7 protein-coding genes are annotated in these 13639 nt (G+C 38.2%); 1 reads left to right on the forward strand and 6 read right to left on the reverse strand.

The features are described from left to right. Position 1 precedes the first annotated feature (1 nt). The 3 genes from J6I44_RS05365 to J6I44_RS05375 all read right to left on the reverse strand — a co-directional run bounded on the left by J6I44_RS05365 (position 2) and on the right by J6I44_RS05375 (position 4315). Positions 2-283, reverse strand: coding sequence for a hypothetical protein (locus tag J6I44_RS05365; protein ID WP_265764975.1), 282 nt, complete (start codon positions 281-283; stop codon positions 2-4). A 1100-nt stretch (positions 284-1383) separates the two neighbouring features. After that, entirely contained in the window at positions 1384-2070 is a 687-nt protein-coding gene (locus tag J6I44_RS05370) for an AAA family ATPase (protein WP_265764976.1), read from the reverse strand. A 79-nt stretch (positions 2071-2149) separates the two neighbouring features. Next, positions 2150-4315, reverse strand: coding sequence for a Mu transposase C-terminal domain-containing protein (locus tag J6I44_RS05375; protein ID WP_265764977.1), 2166 nt, complete (start codon positions 4313-4315; stop codon positions 2150-2152). A gap of 498 nt (positions 4316-4813) precedes the next feature. On the opposite strand from J6I44_RS05375, the gene J6I44_RS05380 reads away from it, so the two are divergent. After that, a complete protein-coding gene (locus J6I44_RS05380; RefSeq protein ID WP_265764978.1) occupies positions 4814-5239 on the forward strand; it encodes a hypothetical protein in 426 nt (141 codons plus the stop codon). A 29-nt stretch (positions 5240-5268) separates the two neighbouring features. Here the strand turns inward: J6I44_RS05380 and J6I44_RS05385 are convergent, their stop codons facing one another. From J6I44_RS05385 to J6I44_RS05395, 3 genes are all read right to left on the reverse strand, one after another. Continuing rightward, a complete protein-coding gene (locus tag J6I44_RS05385; protein ID WP_265764979.1) occupies positions 5269-5919 on the reverse strand; it encodes a DUF2442 domain-containing protein in 651 nt (216 codons plus the stop codon). Between the two features lie 871 nt (positions 5920-6790). Continuing rightward, a complete protein-coding gene (locus tag J6I44_RS05390; protein WP_265764980.1) occupies positions 6791-7402 on the reverse strand; it encodes a hypothetical protein in 612 nt (203 codons plus the stop codon). Continuing rightward, on the reverse strand, positions 7395-13631 hold the full coding sequence (locus J6I44_RS05395) for a hypothetical protein (RefSeq protein WP_265764981.1): 6237 nt from the start codon (positions 13629-13631) through the stop codon (positions 7395-7397). Before J6I44_RS05395 ends, J6I44_RS05390 begins: the two co-directional genes overlap by 8 nt. Positions 13632-13639: the final 8 nt, after the last annotated feature.

The following is a 13639-nucleotide window of genomic DNA, read 5'->3' on the forward strand; positions in this document are numbered from 1 at the left end:
CTTAGTTGTAGAGAATGCGAACAACGGTTGTTAGCGAGGCTGTTATTGCATCCTCGATTAAGGGAGGGTCGTAGGAAACAAGGTGAAATACTCGTGATTGCGGGAGGTCTTCAACCTTGCTATACAGAATACCGTCAAGAACCTTGAGCGTGCGCTCCTGATCGAACCGCGTCGTTCGTTGTTCTTTGGAACAGGTCGCTGAAAAAGCAATATCGCTGTGATGGCTTTGACCGGTATGGTAGGTAGAGGAGCTGCTATCGTGATGGGTCCCGGTATGCATCATATCCTCTGAGGGGATCGAAAGAAAAGAACCGGCGACCGACTCGATATTGACATCGCCATTTTCCTCAAAACACAGAACCAGAGCATCTGCGATGCCGTGGATACTCAGGAAATGCAGACTAAATAAGAAAATAAGCGCTGCAGCTATGCCCTTCGTACCGGTTCGATATGTAGATCTAATGGTTTTGATAGGTACAATCGATTTTATTAGACCCTATTATAGAGAATAAATCACGAAATTAAAAGAGTGTTATTTGAACGAGGTTCATCTTTGCCGTTTGCTTCATGTGTTGGGCCGTGATCAACATTTCCACGTTCAGCCGAGTCGTTCGGTCAGCCAATGATCTTTTATGTGACTCGTGTAATATTATTATTGCGGCCCATGTATAACCACTTTACATAACCGAGGCTTATACGACAAGTGAGTAAATTTCACCGCGTAAAATCACTCTTTCTTTAAAAGAAACATCAGTCTAACATACCGCTGAAGAGTTTGTAGTAGATCCCGATTATGATAAAATGAAGTAGTCATATTGTTCACTTAGTAACAGCTTGTATCTTGGTCCACTTCATTGATTTCTTCTCTTCCCTATATTCTTGGTATTCTCGAGTGCTGAGTTGTAGCCCGATCCATGAAGGTGCTTTGACTGTTCGCGGCTTAATACAACGGTATGTCGATTTCTGTTTAGAATTAGAGCTATTCTGTGATTCAATTCTTAGAAATTCGTTCTTGTCCAATAAAGATAAGTACTTATTTACTGTTTCTTGATGACATTTTGAAATACGCGTAATTTCTTTCATAGTAAAGGTTTTTAATGAGCGGGCCGCCTTCCATATTTTTTTAGGGATCGCTGGATCTTGAAAGTCTTTGGCTAGTTGTTTCTCATACTGCCGCTGTTTAATACACCCTTCGGTTAATGAATTCCATTTAACAACCGCTTGATCCGGGTTCTTACCATCTGGACCTTTACAGAGACAGTCCGTATTCAGACAATTAATATTCCAATGTCTAAATGTTATACACCGTAATTCCAGAGGTACTCCTCCACAAAATGGACAGGGACGTGGTTTTACGATAAGGGCTTTGCCGATAGACATAAGTTACTGAGGGGTTTTATCGATTAATTCCGGGGAAATAGATTCCATTGAATTTGTTTTTGCTTTTTCCTCCAAGTAGTGCAACCATGTCATAATTTTTCGAAACTCTCCGTTTGTAATCTCATATAATCGTTCGGCCGTTTCTTCATGCATTGGAACCTCTGCAAGTTTCTCGCTAATCTCCAATATCTCGTCCTGATCAATAGGCCGAGCACGGATAACATCGGCAAAACGACTGTATAAGTGCGGAAAACCTTTCAGTTTTCGTTCTGCATTATGCATACCAATCAGGAGAAAACAATTACCACTCTCATCGTGAATATCCCTCATAGTTTCTAGAATTTTGCTATCATGAAGCATATGATCAACTTCATCAATGATAACCAGTTTCGGATTTATACTTAACACCTCGACCGCTCGGTTATAGGCATTTTTGATCCGTCCCTCTTGTTTTTCATTAAGTTCATGTAACAGATCATTGAGGAACCATCGGATCGACCACGCGGTTTTAGCCCGTAGATACACATAGTCTTTCTGCACATGCATATGAATAGCTGCCTCTGATTTACCTAATCCGGGAGAACCATAGAACAACCCCAAGCCGGGGGTACCGTTATCTGTTGTCAGTAGCGTATCGGCTAATTTATATAACCGTCGTACATTTTTAGTAATAACAAATTGATTTTTCATTTGGAGTCCTCCAATTACTTACTTTTTGTTAGGGTCAGTCTTCTGAATGTTATTGCTGTTTAAATGCATTAGTTTATTCCTACTTGAACAGTTCATTAACCCATCCGCTATATTTTGTTTTATACAGGCCAGTATAACTTTCACTTTGGATAAAGTTTTTAAGGAAAGTGATGTCTTCATCAGTGATTTCTTTTTTTTCCTTTCCGGCTATGTGTTCAAATCGCTCGTAGGGGTATTCAAACAGCGGACGTTCTACTGCTTCATTTACCTCATCTATGTCTACCGGGTAGTCTATTTGATTTGCACCACCGTCTTCTGTCTTCGTCTTTGAGTCCAGATCATATGCTGATATGGGGGTAATATCCTCCTTTTCTTCTTCATCATCTTTAGGAATGAGCTTCCAGGCAGGCATGGTCGTATCATCATTCAAATTATAAAGTGCTTCGTTCGCCCGTTTTGCGCGTTTTCTCAAGCGTCTTCGTTGCTTCATCTGCTCACGAATCGTTGGATCAATCTCCCCTTCCTCATTGACCAATTGCTCAAACGGATGCTTCGCCTTGCAGGCATAGGCCTCACATAAGGGGACTCTGTGTCCCTCACTGTGGTCATAGACCCACACTTTCTCCGGTACCCGACGGGTATACCGGACGACCACCGGTTTATTCCAGCCTGTGAGTACGTCCCGATTTTGATACTCTATGCCTTCAATCGTAAATCGAGCCCGGCGGGGACGTTTTTTTTCAGCGCGAAGAAGCAGGTCTATCATATCCTTATAGGGTACGCCTGGCCCTTTACCATCTTCAAGCACTTGTAACGGCGTTTCCCCTTTTCGCAGGCCGCCATGATCTTCTTTCCCATAGGCCTGGAAGGTCCAGTGTTTCAGGGTCTTGAGAACTTCAGGGATGGTCGGCAGCCAATCTCCTACGTGTTTTTTGTAGGCCCGCGCATGCATCTGTTCATTGCGTTTAAGCCGGGGGACTTGCTCGTCAATGGAATTTCCCCGATAGGTCGGCAATAGCTTCGAAAACCGTTCATTAAGCTGATTGAAAAACTGCTCTATCGGTTTGCTTTGCGGGTGATAGGGTTTGGTGAAGTGGGTAATAATGCCATACCGCTGATAGATCCCGGCCAGCCTGGTATCATAGAACTCTGGGCTCTTCGTAAAATGTTTGGCTTTAAAGGCTCGCCCGTTGTCTAAAATCACCGCCTCCGGAAACTTTCCGAGGGTTTTCACGGCATCGGCTAACGCTTCGGAAATATTATCGGTATTCTCCGTGGGCATGATCGAAAGGCCAACGGGCATTCGGGAGCGTCCATCGTAGAAACAGATGAGCGTCGGACGATGAGCTTTGCCCGTGTAAGGATGCTTTACATCAAAATTAAGTACGTGCCCATCTGCTATCAGGATTTCACCTACTGTTAAGGTATTCCAATCGCGGTCAATATAAGGCAGTACCTTATCATTGAGGGCTTTTTCTCCCTCCCGATATAACGTCCAGGTATCAAAGTGTTCGTTCTTATAGTCCTTTATCCACCGGCAGGCAGTCTTCGTGCTGCAAGGAGGCTCTCGGCCCTTCAATCGCAGGTTTGCATGCAGAATTTTAGCCGCCGTGGTAGGAGCAATTTGACTGGGCTGTAGCAATAATGCTAGTAGTCGCTTTTTATACCACGTTGGTATTGAATAGTGGCCTTTATTTCGCTGGTATTTGGGGGCAAGCGCTTTAATCACATCCTCCCCCTGTTGGCAAGCTTTTTTGTAATTGGGCCACCACCGCTGTTGGAGCATATATCCACTCACCTCCCCTATGGTCTTAAAGGTTTCTTCAAGGACATGGCCGCTATTATAGATTTCAGCCACCTCGTGATAAACCGGTGTAATATTCTTGTCCTGAGCCTTAGCTCGATTTAGGGCACGTTCCAACAGATGGATGAGATCAAGTCGGGCTTTGGCTTTTTCTATCGCCCACCCTGGTAACCCCTTGTGGTTGGATTCAAAAGAAAGTTGACTGTTCTTTTGTACATGTTGGATGTATTCCAACCTATAAGGTTCCGGCAGGCCTTCAGGATTAATTAGATGCCGATAACCATTCCGCCCTGTAGAGTGTTCTTTTTTTAAATAATGATCGCTAATCCTTTCCCGTTCGATAAGTTTTCGAATGCCCCTCTTCCCTATACTAATAATTTGTGATAAATCAGTAACAGATATATAATTTGGCACCTCTTGCTGATTATCGAGTTTGAACATAATGCTTAAGGTTATTTACAGGTATTCCATCCATTAGTTATTTAACTTCCTCGAGGTATTTAAAAATGAAGTAGGTAAAATGATCGTTGGTTACTTTAAATTAACTCTACTACTATCAATGTCTCTAAACTTACCTCTTTCAATCAATTAAAGGAATTCCGGCTATCTCTTGCTAGAGAAAACGAATACATTTGTGTAATTAAGTTGACAAATGTCACCTCATGTATTACAATATTGTATTACGATATTGTAATACATGTTTGAACATCATTTTTAGTATTTAAATTTGTAATACCTTTTTTAAACTTTAGGATATTGATGGATAGAATCCCTAATGTATCCGAGAATATTTTGCTATACAGCAGTAGAAATTTGGATTGGGAAATAGAATTAAAGATTTCTCTTCTTATATTTATCATATGTGTAACACATGTTTTTAGTGAGCAATCCAACTCTCACATATACTGTATGTTTAATTTTTAGACAATCTCATCATAAATGGTGAAAAATTCAACAGATATTTGGAGTAGGCTATCTGAAGTGCTCAATGCGGACAATCTTGATGAAGTTGCTAAGAAGCTCGGTCTGAATGCCAGTACTTTAAGAGGAAGAAAAGCGAGGGAAGCTATACCTTACGAACAAATTGTTCAAAATCTGGACGTTTATGATTTAGTATATGTTTTCAAAGATAAAAAGATAAATAAACCTGTTGATTTACTGGACGGGATTAACCAAAAAGATATTGAAAAAGGTAATTTAAGCGAAATTGAACAATACCTTGACAAACTTGTCCAGGACATTGAAGAAGGACCTTTTTCCAGCAAATTTAAGCTAAGAATGGTTGCTTCTCTCATGCGTATAGCTGATGATAACCTTAAAAACTTTCAGGAAGAAATCACTCGAGTACCATTAGAGGAAAGATAATGCACCCTGAATATCCTTATTATTACTATTTATTTATCTTTCGGGATGCTATTTGTATAGAGAATATTGGAATATAAAGTCTCACCATATGGCCAGCGTATGCCACCCCGATGTGTCCCTGCCCAACTGAAGTAATCTGGATCTTGTAGCTCAGAAAAGATTCCTTTACGGAGTGGCTTTAGGTCAAAAATACGTTGCTCTCCACTCTCGAAAGTTAATTCAAGCTTAAAATTATCCAAGGGAGATACGGCTGACACATCTGGGACCGGACCTGAAGAGGTTTTCAAGCCTCCTAACAATTTTTCTCGTTGTTTTCTCCGTTCTTTGATTTCCCGTTTAACTTGATTAACTGGTATTCCATCTCCTTCTTTAAATGATTTAGTTCTGGCCCGAAGGGTACAATGAAGATGGATTTTCTCTATTAGATCGAAAAGGGTTTTCATTCGACTATCTCCATCATCATCCGGTGAATTTTCAGTTTCTTCAGCTGGGGACATGTCATCGGGTAATGGCGGAGGAATATTTTCAAACTTTCTCATAAGGTGATTAGCCTCAACAATCCAATCCGCATTTAGGCCTGATTCTGAAGAATCTATACTCTGGTAAATTTCATCTGCTAATTGCTCACGCAAAGCATTGGGCAGGTCGAAAATAATATTGAGCAACTCTTGTTTCTTCATTCTATTAATAAGTTTTTTGTTCCCCTTGCTATTTTCAGCTACTAAAGTATTGAAATAGTACTATGAAAAAAATTGGTATAATAAAATAATTTTCAGAAAACACCTGTTGGTCCAAGAATACCCTTACTGCTTGCTGTCAATAGATATCAAAAGAGATGAAATGCAAAACAATTTAAGCTTATTCAATTTTGCCAGTCACAGCTACCAACTACTGGCTTAAAATGTAGGTGTTCAATTTATTTTAATCTGCTTGTCCATATTTGACTAATTTAGAATTTTGGGCCTTTTTAGCTCCCGAAAACAAAATAATCCAAAATGCCTCTCTCGTCGCTTAAACGTATATTATGGGGCAGAACCCTCAATTCACATTATTTTATTTTACTTGTCCAGTGATAACATGCTCTAAGCGGAATTTATTATCGATGGTATCGATGGTATCGATGGACAGGCAGATTAAAATAAATGGACAACCAAAATAAAATAATTCTGGGGTTCCCTCTCTGGAAATAGAGTCCATAGAAATCATCGCCTATGTCCTTTAAACGGCATTTATATCCATTTTAATCGGTCATTTCGGTCATTAATGTGCTATTTACTTCATTTTTGTTCCTATTGGCAAATATCCAATTATAGGTATAACCTTCTGGTATACAGTTAGTTAACTAAATCACCTTTGTTCCTTATTATGTTCCTATTGCAGAAATTCTAATAGGAACATAAATTTTTTGCATTGATGCTTTGTTGGAGCTAAAAAGATCCTCCCTGCACTAATGTTACCTACGAGATTTAGAAAATGAGTTAAGGAGCGACATTAAGAATATTTTGCTTGGGTAGGTAATCTTTTTAATATCTCCTTCAGGTTTAAAGGTTATCAAGACTCAGTATCCTGGATTTTTATTTTGTTACGGATGTCTTCTACACCTTCTAAAAATTTATCAAACTCATCTAATATAGTCTTACTATCATCTTCTTCTTCATAAAAGTTCTTTAAGCGATCAAGTGATTTAATATCATATCCTGGTACCGAATCAATACTATTTTCAAGCCATACATTAACACTGCCATTCTTTGATTTTTCATACGCCTTAGCTAAACAAAACCTGAGTAGTTTTCTGGTATAACTATTAATCAATTCAACCTTGTTAATCCAGTATTTAACTTCAGAATCCAATTCCTCTTCTTTAACTTTGTCAAAATCCTTCAGTTGATGAAAAGGTCTTGGATCTCCTTTGGGATCAATCTTTTTTAATACATGAAATATTTGTTCAAAGTCTTCGAATGGGCGACTACCGTTTGGTAAGTGCCCCCTCCTTTCCCATAATTTCAGAATAGTATCAAAACATTTTTCTTTCGCTTTGATTTCTTCTTCCCCTGTTGCATTTTCGGCGATTACAATTTGTTCAGATATGTAATGTGCCATCCATTTAGAAAGAGTATCAACCCCGGATTGTAACTCTAATTCTTGAACAAGTTCCTTACCCAAGTTGATAGCTCGTTTCTGTATCTCTGAGCTCACCTTCTTCTGAGAGGATATAAACTTTACTTTCTCTTGTATATGTTCCCGATTGTCTTCCTGGCTCATTTAGACTCCTATTTATTTGCACTTCGATGATAAGTTTTTTGTTTAAAGCTTCACACATCTGTTTAATGAATTGAAATGAACAACTCATTTTCAAGCCGCCGATATTAAGTTCATCTCTACCATGCTGTTTCTTTAAACTCCAAATACGACAGTCTAGGGCTGATTTGCTAGATTTAGTCTGGAACCATTCTCTTTTTGCCGAATCATGAGACAAATTAAATCTATTTACATAAGATTTGCCAATATTATAAGAAGGATCAAACTTGTCTATTCCTAATGACTTATGTTCATCATAAATCCAACCAAATAACTCAAAAGGATAATCATCAAACTCAAAACCCGCTTCATCATACGATGGAATTTTAAAATCAGATGCATTTTCACAATTATTCAATGCAATAAGTAACGATTCCGCTCCTTCTATAGATACAAAAGCACTTGAGATACGAATTCTTTCATTTTTGTAATTATTATACTCATTCCAACTTCCATATACATTTAGCCAAGATTTTTTTATATCATCAAAAAATAGAGTATTAAGAAAGTCATTGGGTCCAATTCCGTTAACCCACTCATTTCTTTTTTCTTTGCAATTAACCCATGACCGTCGTTTAATTGGAAATGGGTCACGCCGATCAGACAACCATTTTCCATCTTTCCGAGTTAGAGTATGTCTTTCTAACCAGTTCTCCCAGGTTTCCTCCTCCCAGTTCCGACGATTAGCTGTTGGCATTTCTTCTAATAATTTTGATGCAACAACTAACATTGCATGGTATGAGATATAGAAACGGTAATTATCTGTTTCAGGATACGATGATTTGAAGTGCGTAGTTTCTCTCCCCGAGTGGTGAGAATTCCAAAGGTTATGTCGAGGATCTTTTATGGATTTATCTTCTATTTCAAGATCCCATTCATTAAAAACTATCTCCTTGGCTAAATCTGCAACTTGTTCCATGTTAATACCAAACGCCCTACCTAAAGCATCCAACCAAGACCTTTTAAAATCATGAGGAAAATAAAACTCTAAACTTTCATCAATCGACTCCTCTTCATGCCATGGACTATCGACCCTATCGTCAAGACCTTCAAGATCCCTAACAGAAAGTTGGCTTTTTCCTACTTTTTTTAATTGGTCAATTAGTCCGGCATCATAAATATCTGGAAAAGCAGCTGCTAAAGATAATGCTATCTCTGCAGCATACTTTTGAATCAATATATGCTGAGTATTTAACGCTAAATTAACTAATAAATCGCTCTCATCTTTTAATATCTCAGGATTATCAATTGCAATACGGGATAAAGCAATTAATAAATACTGTTTTGCATGAAGATCATAAAAAGGAAATTTCTCTGACCCAAAAGAATCTACAGTACCTTTTTCAAGCCATTTTAATAAGGAATTAATTTCGCTCTTACAATTCGACTCTGCCAATCTGCGCACACAGTGTACTGCTTCCCAACGCTTACTGGATCTAGGTTCTCCAAGAGCAGCCCATACAAATCCTGTAAACGCATCGGTAACATCTGTTGGAGGCTTTAACGAATCAGCCCATGAACCATCTCCGAAAACCTCTTCAATGTGTAGTTCGAATCTGGAGAGCGAAAAATCCAATATATCGGATGCCTCTTCAGTAGAAATAAATGAAGAGGCAATCTCAGCAAATCCAAAAAAACCATCCGAACCTAAAAAAGCTGAAGACCCGGATAAGCCTTTTATTATCCCCTCATACAAAGAGGAAATATCGTCAATATCCAGAGAAACTTGATTCAAAAAGTAATTTCTACCGCCTTGAGTTGTTAATTGATGAGAAAAGCGCCGACCAATCGATTCAATAATATTAGGCCATGCTTTTTTAACACTAATTTTTTGTCTCCATCTGATGGGTATTTGACTAAGTATATCCTTGATTTCATAAATACTTAACTCGTCGATGTTAACAATCAGTTCTAGTGCTTTCTTAGCTTTAGTATCTGGTATACGTTGTATTAATTCATCCCAAAAATATTCAACGGACAAAAACTGATTTTGGGATATGGAGTCAAACTGTTCTTTGGCCTTCAATATTCCAGATTTGGTAACTATATCTAATCCTCGAAATACATTATCCCAATCTATTTCACTGCTTTCTGATTTGTTATAACTCCTATTCGATGAACCAGTAACCTGGTCTTCTTCTTTGGTCAACTCTAAGACTTGATCCAAATCTCTTTCTTTAATCTGTAAATCTTGTATTGCTTCTTTTAACTTTTGGTATGCACCAAAGTTGGAACCACCCAATCTTAAATCTCTATAAGCAGTATCGAAAATATATTGTTGCTGTCTTTCATCATTTCCTTTTTGTAGACATAAAGCAGCGAAATCTAGATAGCCGTATTCAAAACTAAAAGCTGACAAACTCCAACCAACGGTAGGATTAATAACATCTGATCGTACCAGCTCATCAGCTAATGGCCTTACTTGCCGGTCAAACCACCCAACGCGCCTGTCCCTCCATCTACTTAGAGCAGATAAAGCAGAACAAGGACTTAGTTTGGCACATGTCCTAATAGCACCATTTCGGTGAAAGTGCTTTTCTCGAGCTACGTTGTTACCGACCAATTCAGCTACTCTTATGAATCGATATGCGGTTTTTGGAATTTGATCATTCTCCTGAGCTCTCCGATTGGCGACAGCAACCAATGCCTCCCATCTATCTATAATTTCATATCCAAATTTAGATACTGCTTCGATGGCAAGGTTAAAATATTCAGCTGAGTCAGCTGGACTTACATTTAAAACGGCACGGGATAATTCAACATACCATTCTGCTACTGTTTCAGTATCGGCATCAGAAACGGTTTCAATTTCCTGGTAGCAAGATTGTTCAAGCTGATGTCTTAGGTCTTTTAAATGTTCTAACCTATAAGCAGTTCGTAATGCCTTCAACTTATCCTTAAGCCAATAGCTTGCTTCTTCTTGTGATAATTTTTCCTTAAATGAATTGATTAAAAACGAGTCCGATTCTTGGTAAAATTTAAGTAATTCAAACTGTATTCGTGTTATTTCATAAGGTAGATTATCATTTTGCCTCCATCTATTAGAGGTGGCATTACTAGAGGCTTTGGCTGTTTTCGAATATTCTTCTTCAAAATCTTCTAAATTTTCAGTTATATTCCTAGCTCGTAACAGATACCAAGGGAATAATCCCCCAATTACTTCATCAAAATTTCTTCTATCCCTATTTGTGTGGCGATTTCTTTCATCATCTATTAATGACTTGGGCATGTACTGCTCCAAATCTGGATTTAAATTATTTGAGAGTACACACTTAAGAGAGTGACCTCTTAAGAAAAAACTACGTCCTCCAGTTTGATGATTACTAGAAATTGAGTTTGAAGCTCTATTAGGGACAAAATATTTTAAAATTCGAAGTATTTTTTTTTCTTCAAGTCCCTGATTCGCACACGCCTCTGCAAATGATATAATCGCATCCCGTAGTGGCTCTGTCCCCCAACTCCGAAAATCTCTAGATGGTCGAGTCCTACGATGGATCATCCAGGTCAAACAGTCTTCAATAACTTCCGCCTGTAGGAATCTCCCTATTTTTAAAAGTTCATGCACAATCGCAATGATAAAATAAGGACTTCGATTGCCTAAACGATTACCTAGAGGAGCTAGTTTAAAAACAGTCTCTATCTTACCATGATCAATTAACCGCCTTACAAAGAGACTGGTAATATTGAATATTGTCTGAGGAGGCTTCCAGCTGTGAATGAAACTAACCGTCTCTTCGGGTCCGAAGAGGTTGTAATATGAAATGATAAATTCTAGTATATCTATCTTACTTAGTTTATCATTTTCATGCTCCTCGGCTTCTTCTCTTTCTTCAAAGTATAATTCAAGCCAACGATGAGCGGCTCTTATAAATGCCCTGGCTTCCCCCTTAAAATCCTCGGAATACGATAATAGAGTTGCAGAATATAAATTCTCTGAACCATCCCATTGCCCTTTTAAATCTCGTTTATAAGCCACCTCTTGCACCTTTTGCTTCGATTGTAAGGCCGCCATTAGATCTGTATTCCCCTGAAGAATATTAAATTGTCTATCATCACTTGCAACCTCTTCACCAGCTCGAAATGCTATTTGGGCTGCATCTGCAATTTTGTTTTTCTGTAATGCTGCTTTGAAAGCAAATTGTAGCCTATATAAACGAACATTACGCTCATCTATGGGATTATTTTCAGGCAAAAGCTCTTCTGAAAGTGCTAAATCAATAAGTTTTTGATACTTTTCAGCTTTTAACAATAAGGATGGCAATGCCTCAGCAACATAGGTGTAATCTCTTGCCAATGGTTTAATGTTTTCAACAAAGGATTCAATTTGATCTGCAGTAGCCGAGTATTTCTCCCGAAACCAAGTCTCAGTATTTTCATCTCTAAATTGAACAGAGTTATCTGAAATCCATAAAGGCCTACCTAAATCAGCTACAAAACTTTTTACTTCTGACTCTTGAACATCTGTAGCAGCCGCAAGTATCTCTAAAGGTATTAATGGAGGAAGATTCGCGAGACCTATACAAATTGAATCAATTTGCTCTTGATAATCACCGGTTAAATTATCTCTTAACCTTTCAACTGCTGAATCAAGTTGTGCTGATATTTGGTCTTCAACTGTGCTTGTAGAAGGACCAATACTTTCTAAAAGTTCTGTTACACTATCCAATTCAAAATCAAGAGCATTAGCTTGTACTCTTGGATTTCCACCAGTCAAACGGTGAAATTCTCTAGCCTCATCAGCAGTCGCTTCTGGATAATATTGTGAAAGATGAACAGAGGTCTCATTTTCATTGAATGGTTTAAGTTGGCATTCTTCGACAATGCTAGATGGGTTCAATAGGTGTTTTCTTTCAGTACGACATAAAGCAATAATGCGACAACCCTCTGGCACATCCTCTCTCAACAACTGGTTTACAAAACATGATTCAGCAAATTCTTTTGCTGCCATTTCTGCATTGTCAGCAGCATCAATAAATATACTCAATATTGCATCATCATTAATTTTACGGAGTTCTGTAGATGCTTTATCTAACCTTCGTAAAAAAGTCCGAATTAAACTTACATCATCCGAAGAATTTGGTTGTGGTATTAGTGGTTCGCATAATCCCTCAGCTGCTATCTCATTTGCAATCTGAATCAAGCCGTCAAGATGACGATGTCTTGAATGACTCCGATTTCTGTACTTTCCAGCACCAAAACAATCGTAGATAATACCTAAAGAACCTGATGGAAGTGATTCCGCAAGTTGTACAGATATAACTGACTTACCAACGCCACCACTAGCATGAATTATTTTGGGGGATAAATTTTTAAGTATAAATTTCTTTAATTGATCGTGTTGTTCCCTTACTATTAGATGTTCCGGTACATCAAGCATACTGGGAGCTGGGAAAAGTTCTTTCTCTGAAGAAACCCCAAATCTTTTTAACACATCCACTCTAACAATTTTTCCCTCGTTATCAGGTAAAACTTTCTCTTGGACAAGTGCTTCAATACTATTAATAATTGTGCTATCTACAACTCCTACTATAAATTTTCCAACTTCAAAGCTTAACTCATGTTTTTGGATATTGTAGTCTCCCTCACCATCAACTAAGTGTAAGTGCTTGCAAAAATCTCTTAGTTCCCCATTATCAAAATCAGTATACCTTTTGAGAGTCTTCACAAAAGTCTGATGGGGAGAATTTCTGTTGATTATATCTTCGACAGCTTTTTTAAAACGTTCATTAATTGGTCGATTAGTAATAATTGAAAACTCGACAGATTCGATATCTTCATCATTTTTCAGAGATTTAAATCGCTGAGCAAATCCTTCGACTGTTTTCTTCAATTCACTTAGCTGAAATACTTTATCTACTCTCTTTGTTGAGTGTTTCAGCTGAAAGTATCCAACAGCTCTTCCCTGGTCACTTTTTTTATAATACTCAGCAACATCGATTACATATTCTCCTTTTCTATCATTTTCCTCAGACCCCTCAATATAGACACACTCGATGGGTGACTTAGGGTGTATCATTTTTAAACAACGACGTGCAGCCCAACGATAGTGAAAAACGTCTCCTGCTCTCGAATATCTTACAAGATTTTGATCCATCTAAATAT

Origin of the sequence: Fodinibius salsisoli, from assembly GCF_026229185.1 — a bacterium.
Classification (GTDB): Bacteria; Bacteroidota; Rhodothermia; order Balneolales; family Balneolaceae; genus Fodinibius; species Fodinibius salsisoli.